This window comes from Microcoleus sp. T3_B1 (assembly GCF_036700445.1).
Taxonomy (GTDB): Bacteria; Cyanobacteriota; Cyanobacteriia; order Cyanobacteriales; family Microcoleaceae; genus Microcoleus.
The window spans coordinates 1-22,807 of record NZ_JAUBOX010000021.1 but is presented as its reverse complement, the minus strand read 5'-3'; the positions used below and the strand labels follow the sequence as shown (position 1 = coordinate 22,807).

At 46.2% G+C, this 22,807-nt stretch carries 25 protein-coding genes; 13 read left to right on the top strand and 12 right to left on the bottom strand.

Features of this window, described 5'->3' with window-relative positions; all coding sequences use genetic code 11:
- Nucleotides 1-169: 169 nt before the first annotated feature.
- The 5 genes from QT990_RS13815 to QT990_RS13795 all read left to right on the top strand — a co-directional run bounded on the left by QT990_RS13815 (nt 170) and on the right by QT990_RS13795 (nt 5,162).
- The gene (locus tag QT990_RS13815) at nt 170-358 is read left to right on the top strand and encodes a hypothetical protein (protein WP_333300303.1); all 189 of its coding nucleotides are present in this window, start codon (nt 170-172) and stop codon (nt 356-358) included.
- 81 nt (nt 359-439) lie between these two features.
- On the top strand, nt 440-898 hold the full coding sequence (locus tag QT990_RS13810; protein ID WP_333139456.1) for a GatB/YqeY domain-containing protein: 459 nt from the start codon (nt 440-442) through the stop codon (nt 896-898).
- A 423-nt stretch (nt 899-1,321) separates the two neighbouring features.
- Nucleotides 1,322-3,007 (top strand): serine/threonine-protein kinase, encoded by a 1,686-nt coding sequence (locus QT990_RS13805; RefSeq protein WP_333139458.1) that lies wholly within the window; start codon nt 1,322-1,324, stop codon nt 3,005-3,007.
- Nucleotides 3,008-3,067: 60 nt separating this feature from the next.
- The gene (gene bioD / locus QT990_RS13800) at nt 3,068-3,775 is read left to right on the top strand and encodes a dethiobiotin synthase (RefSeq protein WP_333139460.1); all 708 of its coding nucleotides are present in this window, start codon (nt 3,068-3,070) and stop codon (nt 3,773-3,775) included.
- 169 nt (nt 3,776-3,944) lie between these two features.
- Nucleotides 3,945-5,162, top strand: coding sequence for a M20 family metallopeptidase (locus QT990_RS13795; RefSeq protein WP_333465341.1), 1,218 nt, complete (start codon nt 3,945-3,947; stop codon nt 5,160-5,162).
- A 208-nt stretch (nt 5,163-5,370) separates the two neighbouring features.
- Here the strand turns inward: QT990_RS13795 and QT990_RS13790 are convergent, their stop codons facing one another.
- Together QT990_RS13790 and QT990_RS13785 are read right to left on the bottom strand one after the other, a co-directional pair.
- On the bottom strand, nt 5,371-6,351 hold the full coding sequence (locus tag QT990_RS13790; RefSeq protein ID WP_333139464.1) for an aldo/keto reductase: 981 nt from the start codon (nt 6,349-6,351) through the stop codon (nt 5,371-5,373).
- A 347-nt stretch (nt 6,352-6,698) separates the two neighbouring features.
- Nucleotides 6,699-8,090 carry a glycoside hydrolase family 10 protein gene (locus QT990_RS13785; RefSeq protein WP_333204537.1) on the bottom strand — a complete coding sequence of 464 codons (1,392 nt, stop codon included), beginning with the start codon at nt 8,088-8,090 and terminating at the stop codon, nt 6,699-6,701.
- A gap of 285 nt (nt 8,091-8,375) precedes the next feature.
- Between QT990_RS13785 and QT990_RS13780 the strand changes: the two genes are divergently transcribed.
- The 3 genes from QT990_RS13780 to QT990_RS13770 all read left to right on the top strand — a co-directional run bounded on the left by QT990_RS13780 (nt 8,376) and on the right by QT990_RS13770 (nt 11,388).
- Nucleotides 8,376-9,644 (top strand): FAD-dependent oxidoreductase, encoded by a 1,269-nt coding sequence (locus QT990_RS13780; RefSeq protein WP_445305439.1) that lies wholly within the window; start codon nt 8,376-8,378, stop codon nt 9,642-9,644.
- A 126-nt stretch (nt 9,645-9,770) separates the two neighbouring features.
- A complete protein-coding gene (locus QT990_RS13775) occupies nt 9,771-10,433 on the top strand; it encodes a DUF2834 domain-containing protein (RefSeq protein ID WP_333465339.1) in 663 nt (220 codons plus the stop codon).
- A gap of 202 nt (nt 10,434-10,635) precedes the next feature.
- Entirely contained in the window at nt 10,636-11,388 is a 753-nt protein-coding gene (locus QT990_RS13770) for a gamma-glutamyl-gamma-aminobutyrate hydrolase family protein (protein WP_333465338.1), read from the top strand.
- 4 nt (nt 11,389-11,392) lie between these two features.
- Here the strand turns inward: QT990_RS13770 and QT990_RS13765 are convergent, their stop codons facing one another.
- The 10 genes from QT990_RS13765 to QT990_RS13720 form a co-directional block, all read right to left on the bottom strand.
- Nucleotides 11,393-11,581, bottom strand: coding sequence for a CPXCG motif-containing cysteine-rich protein (locus QT990_RS13765; RefSeq protein ID WP_006635525.1), 189 nt, complete (start codon nt 11,579-11,581; stop codon nt 11,393-11,395).
- Nucleotides 11,565-12,047, bottom strand: coding sequence for an SRPBCC family protein (locus QT990_RS13760; RefSeq protein ID WP_333107082.1), 483 nt, complete (start codon nt 12,045-12,047; stop codon nt 11,565-11,567). Before QT990_RS13760 ends, QT990_RS13765 begins: the two co-directional genes overlap by 17 nt.
- Before the next feature lie 13 nt (nt 12,048-12,060).
- Nucleotides 12,061-12,414 carry a transcriptional regulator gene (locus QT990_RS13755; RefSeq protein WP_333410845.1) on the bottom strand — a complete coding sequence of 118 codons (354 nt, stop codon included), beginning with the start codon at nt 12,412-12,414 and terminating at the stop codon, nt 12,061-12,063.
- 4 nt (nt 12,415-12,418) lie between these two features.
- On the bottom strand, nt 12,419-12,748 hold the full coding sequence (locus QT990_RS13750; protein ID WP_333410846.1) for a type II toxin-antitoxin system RelE/ParE family toxin: 330 nt from the start codon (nt 12,746-12,748) through the stop codon (nt 12,419-12,421).
- A 41-nt stretch (nt 12,749-12,789) separates the two neighbouring features.
- Nucleotides 12,790-13,203, bottom strand: a complete 414-nt coding sequence (locus QT990_RS13745) for a transcriptional regulator (protein ID WP_333410847.1) — start codon at nt 13,201-13,203, stop codon at nt 12,790-12,792.
- A 20-nt stretch (nt 13,204-13,223) separates the two neighbouring features.
- Nucleotides 13,224-14,879 carry a radical SAM protein gene (locus QT990_RS13740; RefSeq protein WP_333465337.1) on the bottom strand — a complete coding sequence of 552 codons (1,656 nt, stop codon included), beginning with the start codon at nt 14,877-14,879 and terminating at the stop codon, nt 13,224-13,226.
- Between the two features lie 205 nt (nt 14,880-15,084).
- Complete coding sequence (gene lspA / locus QT990_RS13735; RefSeq protein WP_333465336.1) at nt 15,085-15,594, bottom strand: signal peptidase II; 510 nt, start codon at nt 15,592-15,594, stop codon at nt 15,085-15,087.
- A 162-nt stretch (nt 15,595-15,756) separates the two neighbouring features.
- Nucleotides 15,757-15,888 carry a hypothetical protein gene (locus tag QT990_RS13730; protein ID WP_333465335.1) on the bottom strand — a complete coding sequence of 44 codons (132 nt, stop codon included), beginning with the start codon at nt 15,886-15,888 and terminating at the stop codon, nt 15,757-15,759.
- Complete coding sequence (locus QT990_RS13725; RefSeq protein ID WP_333244950.1) at nt 15,885-16,463, bottom strand: biotin transporter BioY; 579 nt, start codon at nt 16,461-16,463, stop codon at nt 15,885-15,887. The genes QT990_RS13730 and QT990_RS13725 overlap by 4 nt, the downstream gene beginning before the upstream one ends.
- A 123-nt stretch (nt 16,464-16,586) precedes the next feature.
- Nucleotides 16,587-16,802, bottom strand: a complete 216-nt coding sequence (locus QT990_RS13720; protein ID WP_333410850.1) for a hypothetical protein — start codon at nt 16,800-16,802, stop codon at nt 16,587-16,589.
- A 141-nt stretch (nt 16,803-16,943) separates the two neighbouring features.
- On the opposite strand from QT990_RS13720, the gene pstS reads away from it, so the two are divergent.
- The 5 genes from pstS to QT990_RS13695 all read left to right on the top strand — a co-directional run bounded on the left by pstS (nt 16,944) and on the right by QT990_RS13695 (nt 22,780).
- Nucleotides 16,944-18,131 carry a phosphate ABC transporter substrate-binding protein PstS gene (gene pstS / locus QT990_RS13715; RefSeq protein ID WP_333465334.1) on the top strand — a complete coding sequence of 396 codons (1,188 nt, stop codon included), beginning with the start codon at nt 16,944-16,946 and terminating at the stop codon, nt 18,129-18,131.
- A 333-nt stretch (nt 18,132-18,464) separates the two neighbouring features.
- Nucleotides 18,465-19,421 carry a phosphate ABC transporter permease subunit PstC gene (gene pstC, locus QT990_RS13710; RefSeq protein WP_333465333.1) on the top strand — a complete coding sequence of 319 codons (957 nt, stop codon included), beginning with the start codon at nt 18,465-18,467 and terminating at the stop codon, nt 19,419-19,421.
- 34 nt (nt 19,422-19,455) lie between these two features.
- Nucleotides 19,456-20,349 carry a phosphate ABC transporter permease PstA gene (gene pstA / locus QT990_RS13705; RefSeq protein WP_333139489.1) on the top strand — a complete coding sequence of 298 codons (894 nt, stop codon included), beginning with the start codon at nt 19,456-19,458 and terminating at the stop codon, nt 20,347-20,349.
- Between the two features lie 91 nt (nt 20,350-20,440).
- Nucleotides 20,441-21,241: a phosphate ABC transporter ATP-binding protein PstB gene (gene pstB, locus QT990_RS13700; protein WP_333139491.1), complete on the top strand. Its 801-nt coding sequence runs from the start codon at nt 20,441-20,443 to the stop codon at nt 21,239-21,241.
- A 471-nt stretch (nt 21,242-21,712) separates the two neighbouring features.
- Nucleotides 21,713-22,780, top strand: coding sequence for a transposase (locus QT990_RS13695; RefSeq protein ID WP_333465332.1), 1,068 nt, complete (start codon nt 21,713-21,715; stop codon nt 22,778-22,780).
- The last annotated feature ends 27 nt before the right edge of the window (nt 22,781-22,807 follow it).

The window sequence follows — 22,807 nt, the reverse complement described above, 5'->3', positions numbered from 1 at the left end:
GATAGAGCATTCTGCGTAATTATGCTGTGTGACACCCCCAGGGTGTGGAATGTGGGTTCTAGCTGAAATGTTGCACCATTGTCAATAAGCTTTTTAGGAACAGGCAAGATGCCTGTTCCACAAGAAAATCTACTCTTTGTGGAACAGGCCGAAAAGCCTGTTCTTGAGAATGGTGCAAGATGTGAGTTCTAGCGAACTCTGTACTGGCAGAAGTACGATCGCACTTGTGCCCCTGCGTCTAAAAATTCTAGCGAGAGTCAATTTGGGGCTGAGGCTGCAAGTGCAGCCACCCCAAATTCAGGCGAAAGCCGAAGGCATCCGGGTTCAAGGCGATAAAAATGCCACCAACAGGCAATAAACTGGAAAAATACTGTAAAAAAAGTTAAGAATCGGAGCATACTCCAGATTTTTGATATCGGGCAAAGCAAGGTAGAAATCGATGAGCTTAAGAGAACGCATTGACGCAGAAATCAAAGCAGCCATGAAGTCCAAGGACAAAGTTCGCTTGGAAACAGTTCGCGGCATCAAGAAATTTATTCTCGAAAAAGAAGTCAGCCTTCGTCCCTCCGGGCAAGAAACGCTGACAGAAGCTCAAGAAATGGAAATTTTGATGCAAATAGCCAAACAGCGCCGGGATTCGATCGAACAATACCGCAAAGGTGGCCGCGAAGATTTAGTGGCACAAGAGGAGGCGGAGTTGGCAATTGTTGAAGAGTATTTGCCGGCGCAAATGTCAGACGAAGAGGTGAGTCAAGTCGTTGACGAAGTGATTGCCTCGGTTGGCGCTACTTCTGCAAAAGATATGGGCAAGGTGATGGGTAAGGCAATGCAGCAGCTTAAGGGCAAAGCAGACGGTAACAGAATTCAAGACATGGTGAAAGCAAAGCTTAACAGTTGACAGTTGACAGTTGACAGTTGACAGTTGGCAGTTGGCAGTTGGCAGTTGACAGTAGTCAGTAGACATCTCCCATAAATAATCTCAAGTTTTATAGAGATGTATGGCTTAGGCCGGGGGGCGACAATTTATTAGGGCTAAGGCCAAAAAACCCGGTTTCTACGAAAAATCGTGCATTTCTCCCTTGAGATATTGACGCAGAAACCGGGTTTTCGATCGGATATGCAGGTGGCAACCTCTGTATTTTCGTGAAAAAACCCGGTTTCTGACCATCATGGCGTCCAAGAATGTCAAAAAAATGTAAAATACTAACTTTGGTCGGGACTGGGGACTACAGAGAGTGAAGTCTGCTCAAGAGCATTAAAGACCTAGCATTACTAAGTCTGTGAGCGATCGTCTATTTTTTAACAGTTTCTACTTAAACTTATGCAGCCACCTATTGCTATTGGAACTCTCCTACAAAACCGCTACCGTTTGGTGAATATTTTAGGTCAAGGAGGATTTGGCAGGACTTATTTAGTAGAAGATTTGGGACGGTTTCAAGAACGCTGCGCCCTGAAGGAATTGATTCCGGTGCAAAGCGGGCCATACGTTTTGGAAAAATCGAAGGAATTGTTTCAAAGAGAGGCGGCAATACTTTACCAAATTGGGCACCCACAAATTCCCCAGTTTCGGGCAATATTTGAAGAGAACCAGCGTTTGTTTTTAGTGCAGGATTACGTGGAAGGGATGACTTACCGCGAACTAATGCTCGATCGAACTTCAAATGGTCGCACCTTCACCGAAGCCGAAGTCTTGGTATTTATCCGGCAAATGCTGCCGGTACTCGCTCACATCCACGCCCGCGGCATCATCCACCGCGACATCTCCCCAGAAAATATAATTCGGCGCGAAAACGACCAAATGCCGGTGCTGATTGACTTTGGAGTGGTGAAGGAACTCGCCACCAAAGTCCAGTCTCCCGAAGGAACAGCCCACGCAACAACTGTCGGTAAAATCGGCTACGCGCCGATGGAACAGTTGCAAAGCGGGCGGGCAACAGCCAGCAGCGACCTCTACGCTTTAGCTGTAACGGCGATCGTCCTGCTGACAGGCAAAGAACCGCAGGAATTGCTCGATCAAACAACGCTGCAGTGGAATTGGCAGCAGCAAGCGCAGGTGAGCACGGGTTTGGCTTTGGTGCTCAATCGGATGTTGAGCCGGTCTCCGGGCGATCGATATCAATCTGTCAGCGAAGTCGCCCAAGCACTCGACGCCCAAACTAATCCTAAACCTAGCCAGCCAACTGTACCGCCCGCGCCAGCAGTGGTACCGACAAACCCTTCGCTAATAGCAACGGTGGCCGTGGGCAGGCCGCCAGAGCCCGTCGCCCAGAGTTCCCACCCGCAAAAAAACCAGCCAGACCCGTTAATTGAGCCTGCTGGCGACACTTTTTGGGACAATCCCATTGCTGCGATCGGTCTGCTGGCGGGCTTAGTAATCTTGACGGGCTTCGGTTCCTGGGCTTTAGTCGGCTCATTTCTCAACAATTCGCGCCCCAAACCCACTCCGACTGCGCCAGCACTCATAAATCCCACGCCGACACTAACTCCGATACCAAACCCGCTACCTTTGCCAACCCCAACCCCCCAACCTTTGCCAACCCCAACCCCGGAACCTTTGCCAGAACCAAGCCCAGAACCTGTGCCAGAACCCAGCCCAGAACCTGTGCCGGAACCGAGCCCAGAACCTTTGCCGGAACCGAGCCCAGAACCTTTGCCGGAACCAAGCCCAGAACCTTTGCCGGAACCAAGCCCAGAACCCAGCCCAGCGCCAACTCCCGCACCCAAACCGACGCCCGCGCCGACGCCCGCGCCCAAACCGACGCCGGCACCAACTCCTGCACCAACTCCGGCACCCAAACCGACGCCCGCGCCAACTTCGGCACCGTCACCGACTCCCGCACCAACTCCGGCACCGTCACCGACTCCCGCACCGTCGCCGGAACCGGCGCCAACTCCGGCACCATCGCCGGAACCGGCCCCAACTCCGGCACCGTCGCCGCAACCGGAACCGGAACCCGCGCCGTCACCGGAACCAGCACCAACACCCGCACCATCGCCAGAACTCTAAACTTCTGGCAAAATTCCCCTAGACTGAGGTTGATGCCAATTAATTGTTAGCTATTTGCCAATGAACTCCCTGCTAATTGCTGGAACTGATACCGACGCGGGCAAAACTGTTTTGACCAGCGCTCTGGCTGCTTATTGGCAAATGTATTTTCCCGATCGCAGTTTGGGAATTATGAAACTCATGCAAACAGGAACGGGCGATCGCGAACTCTACACCCGTTTGTTTTCCCTCGACCAATCCCCCGAAGAACTCAATCCGCTGCACTTTGATGCGCCTTTAGCACCGCCGATTGCTGCGGAACGGGAGGGGAGACGTATCGAGCTCGAAAAGGTCTGGACGGCGTGGCAAAGCCTCTCTGAGCGCAAGGATTTTGTGTTGGTGGAAGCTTTGGGAGGGCTGGGATCGCCTGTAACGCGGGAACTGACTGTGGCAGATATTGCCAGGGATTGGCGGCTGAGGGGGGTTTTGGTAGTACCTGTGAGGTTGGGGGCGATCGGGCAAGCTGTGGCAAATGTTGCTCTCGCCAGACACACTGGTTTTAAGCTCAGAGGAATTGTGCTCAATTGCGTTAAAGCTTATTCTGAACAAGAAATTGCCGATCTAGCGCCCGTTGATTTGATCCAGTCGCTGACTCAAATACCTGTGTTGGGTATTTTGCCGCATTTAGATGACCCGACTGACCTTGCTAAATTAGCTAAAATTGCTTCAGATTTAGATTTAGAACAGTTACTGCCAGGGGTTAATTTAGTTCCTCAGACTTCTAAATAACCCTATTCTCAACACCTCTCTTTCTCATTCTTCTCTTCCTCTGCGTACTCTGCGTCCTCTGCGGTTAAAAACTAAGATTTTATTTAAACCGCAGAGAGCGCAGAGAGCACAGAGAAAGAGAAGAGAGAGTTTCACAAATTATTCAGAATTGCTATAAGGAGAATAAAACATGGTTTCTACTTTACCGAATTTAACCTCTGTAGATTTATCTCAATTGCGACTGGAGATTAGAAATTTGCAGCCTCAGCTAGTCGAATGGCGTCGCCTTTTGCATCAAAGGCCGGAGTTGAGTTTTGATGAAAATTTAACGGCGCAGTTTGTCTCGCAAAAGTTGCAGGAATGGGGAATTGAGCATGAAACTAATATTGCTAAAACTGGTATTGTCGCCACTATAGACAGCGGCAAACCGGGGCGGGTTTTGGCAATTCGGGCGGATATGGATGCTTTGCCTATTCAAGAAGAAAATGAGGTGGATTATCGATCGCAGCATGATGGAATTATGCACGCTTGCGGTCACGACGGCCACACTGCGATCGCCCTCGGTACTGTCTGTTATCTCGCAAAGCACAAACACAGCTTTTCGGGTAAAGTAAAATTTATATTTCAGCCCGCCGAAGAAGGGCCAGGAGGCGCAAAACCGATGATTGAAGCGGGTGTTTTGAAGAATCCTGATGTTGATGCGATCGTCGGCTTGCATTTGTGGAACAATCTACCTTTGGGCACTGTAGGCGTCCGCAGCGGCGCTTTGATGGCGGCTGTGGAAGTTTTTGACTGCACGATTTTTGGGAAAGGTGGACACGGCGCAATGCCACATCAGACTGTGGACTCGATCGTAGTTACAGCCCAAATTGTCAGCGCTTTGCAGGCAATTGTCGCGCGGAACATTGACCCGATCGACTCAGCGGTAGTAACTGTCGGCAAATTCCACGCAGGCCACACCCACAATGTGATTGCCGATACTGCTCAAATCGCTGGCACGGTGCGCTATTTCAATCCAGCATATCAAGGTTATTTTGCACAGCGGATCGAGCAAGTAATTGCCGGAATTTGTCAGAGTCATGGGGCCAATTACCAATTAGATTATTGTGCGCTTTATCCGCCAGTTATTAATGATTCGAGAATAGCTGAATTGGTGCGCGACGTGGCAGAATCAGTTGTAGAAACTCCTGCGGGAATCGTTCCAGAATGTCAAACAATGGGCGGCGAGGATATGTCGTTCTTTTTGCAAGAAGTTCCCGGTTGCTATTTCTTTTTGGGTTCAGCAAATCCAGAGAAAAACTTGGCTTACCCGCACCATCACCCGCGTTTTGATTTTGATGAAACTGCGCTGGGGATGGGTGTAGAAATGTTTGTGCGCTGCGTGGAAAATTTTTGTGTGAATCAATGAAAGATTGTGTCATCCGGTGGGGGCGGGTTTATGAGATTATTGATTTTAGGCAATGATAGTTTGTAAAACCCGCCCCTACAGCAATCATATCTATTTAACCCGATCTCTTGCACCCGCAGTCAAAAAACTGTAGGGGCGGGTTCACCAAAAGATTTAAAGAATGCAGACAGCTTAAATAAACCCGCCCCCACCCCACGCGAGAGTCTTTTTACCGAGTTTGAAAAATATTCTGCACCATTTTTTTATCTACACTCGCCGCCGCCTTATCCAATTCTGCAATCTCCCCGGAGTCTAACTCCCAGCCCAAAGCACCAATATTATCCCTCGCCTGTGTCGCAGATTTGGCCCCCGGAATCGGAATAGTTTCTTTGCAGATGCACCAGTTGATTGCTACCTGCGAAACAGTTTTGTTTCTGAATGCCGCTATTTCTCGCAAACACTCCAAAAGCGATCGCATTCCCGGAAGTAGCTGCTTGCACGCCAAACCTCGGATACCTTTAGGAAGAGAGCCGTTTTCGGAATATTTACCCGTCAGCAACCCCAAGGCTAGAGGACTGTAAGCAATCAATTTTATCCCCAATTCATCGCAAACATCTTTCAACCCGAGTTCTGTCACCGGATAGGTGGAAAGTAGCGAATATTGCACTTGTAAAGTAACAATAGGAATTTGGCGATCGCTAAATCTTTGATGCACCCATTTCAGCCGTTTCGGCCCGTAATTAGACAAGCCCACTCCCTTAACTAATCCTTGCTCGTAAAGGTCAGCCAAACCATCTAAAAGAGCCCCCTCTTGCCAAGGAGCGTAATTAGCTGTAGACCAGTGCATTTGCACCAAATCTACATTTTTTCCGAGGCGCGCAGCCGAGGCTTTGCAAGCCGATATCATTGATTGTCGCGTCAGTCTCCAAGGATAAGCAGCTAGTTTTGTCGCAATACAAATACTGTCTTTATTTGCACCTTGATATTGTTGAGAAAACTGCCCCAAAAGCTGCTCGCTGCGGCCATTTAATTTCCCTGTTCCGTAAGAGTCCCCGGTATCGAATAAAGTGACGGCGTTACTAACACAAAGATTGAAAACGGCTTGCAATTCCTCGTCCATACTTTCATTGTAGCCCCAGAGCAATCTGTTGCCCCAAGCCCAAGTGCCGCAGCCCATTTTTGGAAGTAAAAGTTTTTGGTTAGTTGGCATTTTTATTGATGGTAGTTGTTGGTAATACGGATATTTTATAGGAACATAACTCGGTATCGCCTAGCCCCCAGTATAGCTGTTTCATTCTGCCACGGGCCGCCAGGGACTCAAGTCCCTGTCTAATAGCATAAGTCGGTTAAAACCGACTCAAATAGTAATTTCAATTTTGAAAATTAGAGTTACACATATATTCTGCGCTAACTCTATACAAAAACAGCTTTGATAGAATTGCTACAGTCGTCTTTAGACGACTTCAGCTATGAGACAGGGGTTTAAACCCCTGTCGGACTGTCGGACAAATGGCACACCCTACTAAATTACCAATGACTGATGACTCTTTAATTCTTTTACGTGGTTGGCGAGGGCGAAGGTGGGCTGTTTTTGGTAGGTTGCTCTGGCTTAGCTTTGGGGTCTGGTTTTGGTGGCGCAGGCGGAGGGAAAGTCGCCGCGCGTCTGGGTATTTGTAGCGCTGTTCGGAATGCAGAAGACGGGAAGAAACCGCTAAATTGAGAAAGTCGAACTGCTAGAGGTTCTGGTGCATATTCCCACAAGCTTTCGTAGTAGAAGAAAGCGGCGCCTAAGCCGTATTCTTGGACTGCTTGCACCTGAGATTTAATTTGCTGAATCGGTACTGGGTTATTTCTCAAACCTGTCATAATCCCAACTCCGGTGGGAATTTTTTGCTGCGCTTCTTGCATTTCTGGACGGTTAAGCTTGTCTACAAATGATTCTAGATTGGAACGGTAGACTTGCACGATTAGCTCGTCGGCAATATCCAAACGCACCCAAGTCAGCCAATCTTGTAGGTGATGTTTGTAAGCAAACTCGTAGTAATTGGGAGAAATTGAGAAAATTGCATTGGGTTTGACTGCTTTGACGGCTTGATTTAGCTGCGACATAAAAGCGGTGATTTTATTGGCTCGCCACCGCACCCATGCTGGATTTTGAAAATCTTTTGGCGGAGCTTTTTTTGTTTCTTTGGTATACAAAGCAACTGTGTACTCATCGTATCCAAATTCAGACGGCAAACTCATGTGATCGTCAAATTGGATGCCGTCTGCGTTATATTTAGTGGTGATTTCTAGTACGAGTTTGGTAATGAATTGCTGCACTTCTGGATGAAATGGATTGAGCCAAACTACTTCGCCACCTGCACCGATTGATGTTTGGCTGCCGTCCTGTTTTTGTGTCAGCCAATCGGGATGATTTAAGGCTAATTCTGATGTGGGAGGAGCCATGAAACCAAACTCAAACCAAGGAATTACTAGCAGACCTTGGCGGTGAGATTGAGCTATCAAATCTCCGATCATATCTTGTCCCTCTAACCCTCTGTAAACAAAGGGTTGAATGTCTTTTTGCTGCGCTACATCGCTGGGATACATTGCATAGCCAGAATTCCAGACAACGGGATAGATTGTGTTAAAATTTAACCGTTTTAGTTTGCTGACAGCATCTCCTAGTTTGCGACGATCTCTGAGGATGTCTTTGTCGTTTGTCGTCATCCAAACGCCGCGAATTTCCTGGCGGGGTTCCTGGGCGATCGCCGGAATGAAGTTGTTCGCCAGCAATACTATAATGAATGAGAGGGCAAACAGAAGCGGGAAAAGAGTTTTAATCGATCGCTGCCAACTGCGCGGAATGATGCGTAATGTCATAGTTTTGAATGGTGAGTTAGCTATTGAAACACACCCTGGCATAATTTGGTGATAAAATTTGCTCGCTCTACAGTCTACAGCCATTTGCGCTGAATGTGGAATCGGTTAACTGAAATGGGTGAAGTGATGTTATGCGATCGCAACTGAGCTCCGTATAATCTCTGAGACAGAGGGTAAGTGAGAGCATTCTGTCTAACTGCTGGGAAATCATTAATTACGCACTGCCAGCTATCCTTACCGGACTCTGCGGCCTGCCGGAGTGCGAGTGCTGTACAATATCGGGGAAAAGAACATTTCGATCGAACATCTGTAATTGTGAAACATTTAGTGTTAATTGGCGGCGGTCACAGTCATGCTATCGTATTAAAAATGTTCGGTATCCAACCTCTGCCGTCCGTGCGTTTGACTCTGATTAGCGATGTGCTGCACGCACCTTATTCGGGGATGCTGCCGGGACACGTTGCCGGGTTTTACGATTATGATGAATGTCACATCGATTTGCGATCGCTCGCTGAATTTGCCAGGTGTCAAATATTAATCGATCGGGCGATCGCGATCGACCTTAACAAAAATTTAGTTATTTGTCAAACTAGCCCTCCGATTAATTTCGATGTGCTTTCTGTGGATATCGGCAGCACTCCTGCGACTTTATCTGTACCGGGTGCCGCAGAATATGCAATTGCAGCTAAACCCGTACCGGAGTTTTTAGCTAGCTGGAATCAGTTAATTTCCGCAAGGCAAAACCATCCCGAAAAACCGCTGCGGATAGCGATTGTTGGCGGCGGTGCAGGCGGCGTAGAATTAGCATTAAATATGCAATCTCGATTGGGGAAGGAAGAGGGAAAAAGGAAGAGGGAAGAAGGAAGAGGGAAGAAGGAAGAGGAAAGAAGGAAGAGGGAAGAAGGAAGAGGGAAGAAGGAAGAGGGAAGAAGGAAGAGGGAAGAAACTTTAGAAAATTTATCATCAGAAATTCATTTGTTTCACAGCGGTGCTGAATTAATGCCGGCACATAACCAGCGAGTGCGTCGCCGCCTGAAAGAAATTTTGATTAGTCGTGGGATTAAACTGCATTTAATGGAAAAAGTTAGTGTTATAGAAAAGCCAGAAACGATTGACATAGAAGATAATCAAGAATGCCCGATGCCCAATGCCCAATGCCCAATGCCCAATGCCAAAATTTCCTGTCAATCAGGTTTAGAATTAGAGTGCGAGATCATATTTTGGGTGACACAAGCATCGGCAGCCAATTGGATAAGAGAATCCGGTTTAGCAGCCGACTCAAACGGCTTTATGCAAGTCAACGATTGCCTGCAATCCGTCTCTCACCCCAACGTATTTGCGGCTGGCGATATCGCTGCGATGGTTAATTATCCGCGTCCCAAAGCAGGCGTGTTTGCCGTGCGTCAGGGCAAACCGCTGTTTGAAAATTTGCAGCAGTTTTTATTGGGAAAACCGCTGAAACCCTTTGTACCGCAAGAACAATACTTAGGCTTAATTGGTACTGGGAATAAAAGGGCGATCGCATCTCGCGGATCTTTCATGTGGGAATCGGCGCTGCTGTGGTACTGGAAAGATTGGATCGATCGCCAATTTATGCAAAAATTTAGCAATCTGCCCAAAACCCGCAATACCAAATAGCAAGACATTCAGATATTCTCCTCTCTTCCTCTGTGTCAAGAGCGTCCTCTGCGGTAAATAAAAAAAGTCTTATTGAAAAACCCTTTAAGCTTGCTATAGTAATATCAGAAGTAAGAAAAACTAACTATGTTCAGAAAAATTGGATTTGGGCTGCTTTGGATTGCATTTATCACCTACGCCTTTGTATTTGCACCACCCGACAGCCCAGAAAAAACCATCACACTAATTACCAATATTTCCACAGGCAAAATAGCAGACATCAACCCTTTAATTGTAGCGTTATTCAACCTCATGGGAGTCTGGCCGCTCATCTACAGTTGCGTCTTATTTGCTGACGGCAGGGGCCAGAAAATACCTGCATGGTTATTTGCCACTTTATCCTTTGGCGTCGGCGCTTTTTCCTTGCTGCCTTATTTAGCCCTGCGCGAACCGAATCCAGAATTTGCCGATCATAAAAATATCTTTTTAAAGATATTAGACTCCCGTTTTACTGGAATTTTCTTAACATTAGCTGCGGTTGGTTTAGTTGCCTTTGGCTTGACAAACGGCGATTGGTCTGATTTTATTCAGCAGTGGCAGACTAGCCGCTTTATCCATGTAATGAGTTTAGATTTTTGTATGCTTTGCCTACTATTTCCTGCCTTATTAGGAGACGATATGGCGCGCCGAGGAATGCAGAACTCTACAGCATTTTGGGCAGTAACATTAGTACCGCTGTTCGGGCCGCTGGCTTATCTGTGCACGCGCAAACCCCTGTCGGAAACTAATACTGAAACTGTTACAAATTAGACAGCAGTGCAGGGAATTTTCAGTTTAATCTAGAAATCCATCACAAGTAATCAGACAAGAAACAGGCAAGATGCCTGTTTCACAACCATAAGTAAGTTTTATTGTGGGTCGTTGCTCCTAGTAGCCCGCCCATGAAACACTGATTACAAATACTGCCAAATCTGAGTATTAATGTAAATAATTATCTCCCAGTCTCTAGCAAATGAAAAAATTTCCTATTGTTGGCATCACAACATACAACCGCTGTTCAGCAGGCGAATATCGCTTAAATGGAACTTATATTGATGCAGTTCAGGCGGCTGGTGGCATTCCGATTTTACTGCCGCCCCATCAATTAGATCCCGCTAGTATTTTTGATGCAGTAGATGGTTTGATTTTTTCCGGCGGCGGAGATATCAACCCAGAACTTTATGGCGGTTATGTCGATCGCACAGTTTACTCGGTTAATGCAGAACGCGACAATTTTGAATTAAGCTTAGCAAAGCTAGCTTTGAAGGCTGACATACCTGTGTTGGGGATTTGCCGGGGAATGCAAATTTTGAACGTAGCCAGCGGCGGCAGTTTGGTGATTCACGTACCGGATGCTTACGGAGATGAGGTTAATCACGGATCGGGAATTCCCCCGCGTGCGATCGAGCATACCATTGAAATTGAGCCAACCTGTCGGCTAGCAAAAATTATGGGAAAAACTTCAACAACAGTTGTTTCCTGGCATCATCAAGCAGTGCGGAAGGTAACATCCGATTGGCGAATTGTAGCCGATGCACCTGACACTGTGGTAGAAGCAATGGAACACTGCTATCACCCTTGGATGATAGCAATTCAATGGCACCCGGAAATGTCGCCAAACTGTTCATTTAACTCTCGAATTTTTCAGGCTTTCGTAGAAGCAGCAGCTTCAAAATTTATGAATTCTACCAAGTCAGCATCACAAACAATTCATACATTTGGATAGTCACTTATTCTTGATAGTCAGTATCTATTTCAATATCCAGGGTATCTTCATCTATTCTGACATACAGAACATTCGGGCGACAGCAAACCTGACAATCTTCGATATAAGATTGCTCCATACCACCGCTGATATCAACAAAAGTTGTACTCGGTTCGCCGCAGAAAGCACAGTAATATTCAGCCGTTGTTTGCATCTTTCTCGCACTCTCTTTTTGTGACTTCGTGGCGGTAGCGAAACATATCTGTTAACCGCATTTCCACCCACCAACCTAACAACAAATCGACAATTGGGCCGCCCGGTATCGAAAATGCGTTAGCGAAGCCCTCGAAGAGGATCGCATCTGTCAATCTAGTCTTGCCATTTTCTGAGGTAAACTCGTGTCGGTGAGTCCAACGTGCCATCGGCCCCTCAGTTTGTTCATCAACAAACAAGCGATATTGTTCGCACTCAGTGTGAGTCGCCACCCATTTTACAGGAATCGGCCCCAATAACAGGCGAAATTCTGATACAGCACCCACATCGAGTCCCCCTTCGCGGCGAATGATTTTCACCGGTTGCCAAGGCGGAGTCAAAAGTTGCAGAATGTCCGGCCTTTCGTGAAAGTTCCAGACTGCTTCAACGGTAGCATTAATTAAGGATGAATATTTAAAATTGGGCATTTTCTAGATTAAGTTAAACAGTTATTTGCGATCGCGTTTCAGCATTTGCAGTATTATCCTCTGTATCAGTACAAACAGCAACAGTTAGTTTCAATCCCAAAGCATTCAGCCAAGTTCCCAGATGGTAAATCGCATCACTTCCTTGCTGTGACAGCAATTCATCCAGTTTTTTTAAGTGCAATTCATATTCTTCAGGACTCATTTTTGGTTGGCCAAGAGCTTCTGCTACATCGCGGAGAGCTCGTTTTAGCAGTTCAGCTTCCGGCTCTTCCTCCTCTAATGTCGCCGTTATATAGGCTGCTGCTAGTTCTGGCTTTTTTCTGAGAGATTCAATCAAAAATGGATGATAAGGTAGGCTTTTAGGCATTGTCTTAACTCCTATAATCTGTCCAGTATTCTTTAGCTTGGCGGATATCTCTGTCTTGAGTGCTTTTATCGCCTCCGCAGATGAGAATCACAATTGTCATTCCTATTTGTCCAAAATAGATTCGGTAGCCAGGCCCATAATTTATTTTGAGTTCGCATACGCCTTCCCCCACGGAGCGATAGTCTCCTAAATTACCATCAGCAATTCGGTTAAGCCTAGATATAATCTTGGCTTGAGCATTTATATCTCTCAGTGAATCAAACCACTGATCGAAAGGCACTTTGTTATCTGGCGTAGTATAACGCTGAATTTCTCTCGGCTGGACTTCGGGCATAATTATATTATAGTGCGTCACTCATCCCAGTATCCTGGCAATTAATTATACTCAAGAAATGCCACAGGGGAAAGATGGAAAAACTTAGCTAACTTTTGAATTTGACTCGCCGTCAGTTCCCGCTTTCCATCCATCATCTCAGATACCCAAGACTCGGATTCAAAAATATCAACCAAATCTTTTTCTTGAATATTGTCTTCAACCATCAATGCTTTCAGTAGTGCGATACCTTTCAAGACTGGCATTGGCTCATGTTTTTGTTCGTAATCATAAACAAGAGTACCCAACACGTTTAAGTAATCTCGATCGTCCTGCGTGAGATGGCTCCGACTCACAATAGAATCAATCCGATTTTGTGTAGCGATTAACTCAGCTTCACAAGTAATTGGACGCGGTGGAAAAGTTGTGATGATCTCCATATAGTAGCTACTAGGAGTTTTTAAACCCGTCGTCATTTTTCCAGTTCTCCTTTTTACTAAACGGGACTTAGTGAATTCTCACATTCTTGATTTGGCTGTCGTGTTGTATGACTCATCGCCTCAGCCAAATGCTTCTTCAAAGTCGCCTCCGGTAGCGGCCCTTTTAAATGACTCCAAGGCAAAACCTGATCCAATTCCCACTCTTGAAAAATATAAAAATCCATATCCGGCAACTGTCCCCGCAACTCCTTAAAAGCCCGCCGATAACTGCCCAAAGTATCGCCGTAATGCCGAACTAATTCCAACAGCCGAGACAACCGCCGATCGCCCTTTGACAACAAACCCTGAATCACCGACCAATTATAGCTTTCAGGTCTAAATTCTAAACCTAACTTCCGCAATTCTTTATCTAAAAACTTCAGCCTCTTCTCCGCATCTTTATTCACTCCAAACCACTGAAAAGGAGTGTGAGATTTCGGAACAAAAGTGCTGCATCCCAAGGTCAACCGCAAACCGGGAGCGGCTTTTCTAATCGCCCGCATCATCTCCACCGTCTCCTCTAAATCCTCCATTTCTTCGCCGGGAATTCCCGCCATTCCGTAAAGTTTAATTCCCTTTAAGCCCCCCGCTTTAGCATTGATAGCAGCTTGAATAATTTCGTCATTTGTGAGTTTTTTGTTAACGATTTTGCGGAGGCGATCGCTCCCGCTTTCCACCGCAATTGTCACAGATTTGCTGTCTCTGTTGGTCAATATTTCTGCCAATTTAACTGTCACCGTATTCGTCCTTACCGAAGAAAGACTCAACCGCACGCCGTCGTATTTCGGATGATTCAAATGATCCAGCAACGCTTCAAATTCCGGGTGCTGAGTCACCGAAGCACCCAACAAACCCAAACGATTAGTCACAGTTAAACCGCGATCGATCGCTGGAATTAGCGAACCCTCCAAACTCGCAGTTCTAAACGGCAAAGTCAGATAACTTGCCAAACAAAAACGGCACATTTCTGGACAACTCCGAACCACTTCCACCATGTAAATATTTTCCCAAGCCGCTTTTTCTGTCACCACAGTGGAAGCAGATAAAGTATTGCCACGATAAGTCTGTTTTTCAACCATACTGGGAATTCCCGAATCGACAGGCTGAATCGATTTAATCCCCTCAGTCGCATCCAGATAAGTTACTTCGTACAAACTGGGGACGTAAACTCCCGGAACTTGGGCTAAATGCCGCAATTTAGTTTGTCTGTCGGCGGTACGGACTTCTTTATAAGCATCAATAAAATTGTCAATGAGATGTTCGCCATCTCCCAGCAAAATCACATCAAAAAAATCGGCAAAAGGTTCTGGATTCGCAGTAAAAACCGGGCCACCGCCGAAGACGAGCGGATGATTATCAGTTCGTTGTGACGCCCAAATCGGAATTTCTAGAGATTCCAATAAATTTAGAATATTTACATAGTCTAGTTCCCAAGAAAGCGAAAATCCCAGTAATTCTGGATGTCGAGGAAGTTGTTCGCGGATATCAGTAAATAAACGGCTGACTTCAATATCCGATCGCACAGCCAAAGTTGCCCAGACTATCTGATAGCCGAGACTGGTAATACCCACCGTGTACTCGTTGGGAAAAGCAAAAATAGTCGGGATAGCATCAGCATCGGGGGTTGCTGGGGCAAATAGTAAGCGTTCTTGAGCAAATGGATTAGGATTCACGGGCAAATTTAGTTTTAACAATAGGTCTGTTCTTATCTCATTTTAAGCCATTTCCAAAGTCATTGTAGGGTGCGTCAGGGTTGAATGTGGCGACCACAAACTAAGGATCTCCCCGCTGACGCACCCTACAGTTAGTTAGCTGTTACATCCGTTACATCCGAAGAAAGCGAATCGGTTGGCGAACTTCCTTATTGCTTCTTCAAATTTACTCTGAAATAGAATCGCCATCGTCTTGCCTTCTCGGCGGCGGTGCACTGTGAAAAGTTGCAATCAGCAAACAGATAATCCCAGCATTAATAAACACATCCGCCAGATTAAATACGGGGAACCGAATTATCCGAAAATCGATAAAATCTACAACGTGGCCCGAAACAAATCGATCGATCCCATTGCCCAGTGCTCCCCCCAAAATCAAACCGTAGCCAGCTTGTTCCCAGCGGTTAATTCGCGGCCCGAACCAAGCTAGTACCATCAATCCGACACTAACGCCCAAAGACAGCCAGCGCAACCAAATCGCCCCGCCATTGCTGAACAGACTAAAAGCCGCACCGGTATTAACAACATAAGTGAAGTGAAACACCCCAGGTAACAGTGGCTGCGTTTGCGGAGGAACCGTCAATTCAAAATTTTGCACCACCCAAAACTTAGCCAGGTGGTCTAAAACTAAACTGATAACAGCAGCAACCCAGAACAAGGGATTTCTTTTAAAACGCATGAATTAAGCAATAGAAAATGGGGCATCGGACATGAGAGAATTTACTCCAATCTCACTTGTCATTGCGAGCAAAATGCAGTGGATAAAAGCAATCCCAGCCGCAGCGACAGGACTCTCCCGTTGGGCAATTTATAGTATAACCTTATTTTGCACAATTACCAGTTACCTCTTCCTCCTTCCTTCTTCCTTCTTCCTTCTTCCTTCTTCCTTCCTTCTTCCTTCTTTCTTCTTCCTGACATCCGTTACATCCGTTACATAATCCGTTGCCGAACTTCCCTCTTCCTTCCCAATCAATAAAACATCAAGCGGCGCAAAGTAAATGACAGCACTGCGATCGCACAAACTACCGCCAATTGTCCCGGCAGAGGATAAACCGAATATTTAAGAATCTCATCAAATAAAGGTGTTTTTTTTGCCGGAGGCAGCAAGTAAGTAAAAATTAGATAAATTAAGCCGATCGCGTGAACAGTGAACAAACCGCACAAACAGCTAAAAGCCATAGATTCCAGCCGCGAAGCCACCTTAAAAGCCACCCAGCCGCACACCCAAGCACCAGGCACAAAACCCAGCAAATACCCAAAACTCGCTTCTTTGAGATAGCCGATGCCGCCGCCTTGAGAAAAAACTGGCCACAAAGTTAATCCTAATGCCAAATAGGCAATTTGCGAGAGAGCCGCAGCATTTTTCCCCCCCATGCAGCCTACTAGCAAAACGGCTCCAATTTGATAGGTAACACCTAAAGAGTACGCTTGAAGTCCTCGATCGTCCCACAACCCAATCGGAATTGTGACAGATGCAGGCAAAAAAGTGCCTCCTATCGTCAGAAGCAAACCAATAACAGCCCAGATTAATTCAATAGGAGCAGGCATTATAGCAGAAGAAAGAAGGAAGACCGAAGTTGCAATCGACCGTTTATGTTTGTGCAATTAAGAACGTCCTAACCGTCAGGGCGGTTGCTATATCATCAAACGGCATTCCTCAGAATGTATTTGTCAGATGCAAGCTTCAATGCCCGCAGCTTTTAAATTCTTAATAATAGCACTACTATCAAAATAACCACCATTGTATTGTTTTCTGATTCTCAAGCCTCGATCTTGTGATAATTTAATAGGGAATTTTTCGCGATCCTCTTCGAGGGCTTCGCTAACGGGCGATCGACTGCTTGTTTCCGTAGCTCGGTTTCTGCCATATACCTTATATGTTGACACTTGTCAAGCTCATATATAACATTAATAATATTAATTAATATTAAATTGCCATTAAGTGTAAAGATTCTTAACCTAACCTTTACTTTTGCGCGCTATGCTGATGCGGGACACCCATATAACGATCGCAGATTTTTTATACCTATGCTTTTTCGTCTCAACTTGATTAATCCAAAGCGTCTGACTACAGCAATTACCGTAATGGCGATCGCCCTCAGTGTAGCAGCTTGCCGCAGTGACAGCCCAAACACGAGCACCAGCCCCAGCCCCGGCGGCGACACCGCAGCATCCCCCGGCGCATCCCCCGTTGCAGCCACGGGCACAGCGGAAAACACCAAACTCGCCCTAGCCTCAGACGTAGCCATCACCGCAGCCGGCGCCTCATTCCCCGCCCCCCTGTACCAGCGTTGGTTTCAAGACTTCAACAAAATCAACCCCAAAGTACAAATTAACTATCAATCAGTAGGCAGCGGGGCCGGAGTCGAACAATTTACCAAAGGCACAGTAGACTTTGGGGCCAGCGACACCGGCATGAAAGACGACGAAATCGCCAAAGTTCCAGCAGACAAAGGCGTGATACTGCTGCCCATGACAGCCGGCAGCATCGTCCTGGGCTACAACCTGCCAGACTTAACCGAACCACTGAAACTGCCGAGAGATGTTTACTCAGAAATCTTCGCCGGTAAAATTACCAACTGGAACGATCCCAAAATTGCAGCGGCCAACCCGGGCGCTAAATTGCCAGACCAAGCCATCACCATCGTCCACCGTTCCGACGGTAGCGGTACCACCGCCGTCTTCACCAAACACCTGAGTGCCATCAGCCCCGACTGGAAAAGTGCAGTAGGCGACGGCAAAACAGTACAGTGGCCCGTAGGCGTAGGCGCAAAAGGCAACGAAGGCGTCACAGCCCAACTCCTGCAAACCGTCGGCAGCATCGGCTACGTAGAATACGGCTACGCCAAAAACAACAATCTCAAATTTGCATCTTTGGAAAACAAAGCAGGCACATTTGTAGTACCTAACGACGAGTCAGCTTCTCAAGCTTTAGCGACTGTGCCGCTGCCGGAAAACCTGCGAGCATTTATCGAAGACCCCGAAGGCGCTCAATCCTATCCAATTGTCACCTACACTTGGATGCTAGTCCCCAAAACAGTTACTGACCCCAACAAAGCCAAAACCATCGAGGCAATGGTTGAATACGGCTTGAATGAAGGTCAAAAAGTTAGTTCCGAATTGGGCTACGTTCCTCTGCCCCAAAACGTTAAAGAAAAAGTAGCCGCGGCCGCTGACGGCATCAGCCCAGACTACAAGATTGAGGTTGCCAAATAGTAAGAGAAGTCAGTGGGCAGTTGACAGTTGGCAGTTGTTAGTTGACAGTTGGCAGAGGGAAAAAAGGAAGAGAGATATTTCTGTAGGGGCGGGTTCACCGACAATAATTGCCTAAAATCAATAATCTGATAAACCCGCCCCACCCAACGGTAAATCGCCATCTACCTCTTTGAAAATACAAGGGGCGGGTTTTACCAGAAATATTTGTTGAAAAGTCAGGGGATTAATAAACCCGCCCCTCTTTGATTTTATTTATCGTCTTTCTTTCTGCTTCCTTCTAGCTTTTTCCGAAACAGGCTATTTTCCGCTACTATATATTTGGTTTTTTTTTCTATGATTTCAGATAATAACAGCGCTCCATCACAGAGCCGATCGCGCTCTGGGGCAGAAAAATCCTTAGATCAAGGCTTTATCTGGCTGACTCGGATTTTGGGAATAGGAGTTGGTGTAATTTTGCTGGTAATCGCCCTCACCGTTGGTTACAGGGCTTTACCTGCGATTCAACAGTACGGTTTGGGCTTTCTGTTTGGCAGTAGCTGGAATCCGGTTAAAGAAGAGTACGGTGCGCTGCCGATGATTTACGGGACGATCGTCAGTTCGGCGATCGCGCTCCTAATTGCTGTACCATTAGGAGTAGGGACTGCCATCTTCTTGAGTGAAGATTTTTTGCCGCTGCCAGTCCGCACAGCTTTGGTTTTTTTAGTAGAACTTTTAGCTGCCATTCCCAGCGTAGTCTACGGTTTGTGGGGAATTGCTGTATTGATTCCCCTGATTACCACTCTCGGCAAGTTTCTCAACGGCACTTTCGGATGGCTGCCGATTTTTAGCACCTCGCCAGTTGGGCCGGGAATGTTACCAGCAGGAGTAATTTTGGGAATCATGACTTTGCCCATTATTACTGCTATCTCCCGCGACTCTTTGGCAAGTCTCCCGCCCGATTTGCGACAAGCATCTCTAGGTTTAGGGGCTACTCGGTGGACAACGATTTTTAGGGTACTCGTACCGGCGGCTTTTTCCGGCATTGTCGGCGGAATTATGCTTGGGCTCGGTCGCGCGATGGGAGAAACAATGGCTGCGACTCTGTTAATTGGCAATTCCAATCAGTTAAGTCTTTCTGTGCTAGCTCCGGCAAATACAATTGCTTCTCTGATGGCAAATCAGTTTGCGGAAGCCTCCGGGTTGCAAGTAGCAGCTCTGATGTACACTGGGCTAATTCTGTTTATTATGACACTGATTGTTAATATTTTGGCAGAGTGGATTGTTTCTCAAGTAAGAGCGAAGTACAACTAGAAGTTTGCCGCCATTTCCTACATATTTTTAGTTTATGTCAAATAGCGTCTCCGATGAGAATCCTTTGGTATCGAAAACAGGCAGTTTAAAGAAGGTTAAAAACAGCCCGCAAGCGCTGTTTAGTCTGGGGATGACTGTATTGGCTGGAGCTAGTCTGGCCATCACTCTGCTGCCTTTGTTTGCAGTTCTTTCCTATGTCACCGTACAAGGTTTCAATCGCCTGAATTTAGACTTGTTTACCAAGCTGCCACCGCCGCCCGGACTATCGGGAGGCGGTATTGCTAATGCAATTCTCGGTACATTGATGACGGTGGGAATTGCTTCTTTAATTGCTGTTCCTTTTGGCGTATTGGCCGCCGTTTATTTGTCGGAATTCAGCAGCGGCCAAGTAGCTCGCTGGGTACGCTTTGCTACTAATGTCCTCAGCGGCGTTCCTTCGATTATTGCAGGGGTATTTGCCTACGGTTTGTTCGTGGTAAATATGGGAGGTTTTTCGGCAATTGCAGGGGGCGCGGCGCTGGCCGTGCTGATGTTGCCGACGATTGTGCGGACTACTGACGAAGCTCTACAAATCGTCCCGCAAGATATTAGATGGGCGTCGGTTGGTGTGGGTGCTTCTAATTATCAAACGGTGTTGCAGGTGGTTTTGCCTGCGGCAATTCCGGCTATTTTAACGGGTGTGACGCTGGCAATTGCTCGCGCTGCTGGAGAAACTGCTCCTTTGATTTTTACGGCGCTGAATTCGCCTTTTTGGCCGGCAGGATTTGATAAGCCAACTCCGAGTCTTTCGGTTTTGGTGTACAACTTTGCAACGGTTCCTTTTAAGGCACAGAAAGAATTGGCTTGGGCTGCATCTTTGATTTTGGTGTTTATGGTTTTGCTGACGAGTATTCTTTCTCGCTGGGCTACTCACAAAAAAGTGTATTAAAGGGTGAGTTTTAAAAAGGCATTCATGCACTTATGGTGAAGGCCGAATGTAACCCAGGTTTTGAGTAAAATTTGAGAGGATTGTTACCTGTATGATGATGGATTTAGACAAGCAAACGGAAACAGTTTTGCGGACAGAGAATATCAATATTTTTTACGGCGCTTTTCACGCGGTTAAAAATGTTTCAATGGAAATTCCTAAAAATCGCATTACTGCCTTGATTGGGCCGTCTGGCTGCGGTAAAAGTACAATTCTGCGATGTTTTAACCGCCTCAACGATTTAGTTAACGGTTTTCGTTTAGAGGGTAGAATTGATTACAAGGGTCAAAATCTTTACGATCCTGATATTGATGCTGTGGAGGTGCGCCGCAAGATTGGGATGGTGTTTCAAAAGCCGAATCCTTTCCCGAAGTCGATTTATGACAATATTGCTTACGGTGCGAGGGTGAACAATTATAAGGGGGATATGGATGAGCTGGTGGAAAAATCGCTCAGCCAAGCTTATTTGTGGGATGAGGTGAAGGATAAGTTGAAGCAAAGCGGTTTTTCTCTTTCGGGTGGCCAGCAGCAGCGTTTGTGTATTGCTAGGGCGATCGCGATTAATCCTGATGTAGTGTTAATGGATGAACCTTGCGCTTCTCTTGACCCGATTTCTACGATTAAGATTGAGGAGTTGATGCGGGAACTCAAGGAGAAGTATACGATTGTGATCGTTACTCACAATATGCAGCAGGCTTCTCGGGTTTCTGACCTCACAGCTTTTTTCAATGCTAAACTTTCTGACGATGGGAAGCGGTTTGGCTATCTTGTGGAGTGTGACAAGACTGAGGTAATTTTCCAAACTCCGAAGGAAGAGTCTACTTTAGATTATGTGAGTGGCCGTTTTGGTTGAGTCCCCGACAGGTTGAAACGTGTCGCTACAAAAACTATCGTCCCTCTTTAAGAGACTAAAAACATTTAATTTACTGAGTCTGGTAGCGACAAAAAAAACCTCGTAAAACTTTTCTGAATTTAGAATCCCGCTTTCTTGGAGAAGGCGGGATTCTGGGTTTTATGTTTAATAGCTCGATCGCATTTTTTGCAGATACAAGCCGCTGATTTTTGTGAAGAAATGCTCGAAGAGTTCACCAAAAAACTGGGCGGAGCGTAGCGGAGGGCTGAAGCCCCGTCCTTTCAGGACGGCTTTTCCTTAACCTTGAGGCTCCTGATTGACTATAAATACATCAGTTTTAGTTCTATCTACAGATTTGCAGCGATCTTCAACGAGTGCCAATTTAGATTCCTGCCTCTAAAAAATCTCAACGTTTGTTCACGCTCTTTTCCGGTGTTTTGCTGTATTATATTACAACAAGGAGGACTACTCATGTTTGGCTGTCAACAAAATGTAATTCGGGCTGATTCAGATGTTCAAGCTATTCTTGAATACCTGTGTTCCGAAGCTGCCAAGCTTTCTAATTGCGGAACTTACTATGGCCGCCAGCTATACTTTAAAACTGGTAAAATCCCAAGCCGTGCTCAGTTGCACAAAGTTTTGGGGACTGAAAATCGGAACCGACACTATCAAGCGTTCTACTCTGATACTGCCCAACAAATATTGACGGGCGTAGCAGAGTCTTTTAAGTCATTTATGGGATTACTAAGAGCTTTTAAAAGTGGGGTAATTACGGAACGCCCGAAACTACCAAAATATCGTCAAGGCGGAAGGGCACTTGTGACATTTACAGGTAGGTCGGTAAAACTCAAAGATGGAATGTTGAGATTCCCCCTTGGAAGCAAGGTTAAAGCGTGGTTCGGCTTAGATGCGTTCTTTTTACCGATACCCTCTAATCTTGATTTTAAGTCGATTCGAGAGTATCGCATTCTTCCTCGTAACGGCTGTTTCTACCTAGAATTGGTCTACAAAGTAAACCAAATACAGGCAGATATAGACCCGACTAAGTGCTTAATGATTGACCACGGCGTAGATAACTGGCTAACTTGCGTGAGCAATGTCGGTACAAGTTTTATTGTTGATGGCAGGCATTTAAAATCGCTCAATCAGGGATACAACAAACGGGTGGCATTTCTGATGAAGGGAAAAGCTAATGAATTCTGGTCTAAAAGACTTGCCTGCTTAACAGAGAAACGTAACCGCCAAATGCGAGATGCCGTCAACAAGGCAGCAAGGAAGGTAATAAACCACAGCTTAAAAAATCGGATAGGAACGATTGTATTCGGCTGGAATAAGGGACAAAAAAAATCTGCCAATATGGGAAACACAACTAATCAAAAGTTTGTGCAAATCCCTACGGGCCGATTAAAAGATAGAATTGCTCAACTTTGTGAGCAGTACGGATTGAAATTTGTGGAAACGGAAGAATCTTATTCATCCAAAGCGTCGTGTGCGTTTCGTTCTGAAGAAACCCAGAAATGGGGGGAATTCAGGCTCTAGCAAGGTAATCCAATATGGATTGAGTTC